Here is a 396-nt window from a genome sequence, read left to right as displayed (position 1 = left end):
AACTCGAAGAGCTTTGCGCGGTGACCGGCTGGCATCGCAAGCACGCTGTTCGGGCCCGTCCCAGCCATGTCGCAATGTCTCCGGAGGCCAGGCGGCAGCGAAGGCCGACCTCTGGCGCCCCTATCAGGGATGCGCTGGTGGCCTTGTGGGAGGCCTCGGATCGGATCTGCGGCAAGCGGCTGAAGGTAATGAGTCCGACGTTGCTGCCTTCGCTGGAGCGGCATGGCCGGCTCAAGCTCGACCAGGCGGATCGGGCGTTGGTGCTCGGCGTCAGCGCAGCCACGATGGATCGCCTGCTGGGCGAGACCAAGGCGGCCGCGGCCGGCGGTAAGCGCCGGCGGGTCGGGTTTTATTCGGCGGTCCGCCGTGAAGTGCCGATCCGGACGTTCAACGACT

At 67.7% G+C, this 396-nt stretch carries 1 pseudogene; it reads left to right on the top strand.

From position 1 onward, the window contains the following. Window positions 1-137 precede the first annotated feature (137 nt). Window positions 138-396: pseudogene (locus tag ACZIRK_RS45510) on the top strand (transposase); the annotation flags it as partial.

This window comes from Bradyrhizobium sp. Leo114 (assembly GCF_055229415.2).
The sequence above is the reverse complement of the archived record's forward strand: the minus strand, read 5'-3'. Positions and strand labels throughout refer to the sequence as shown.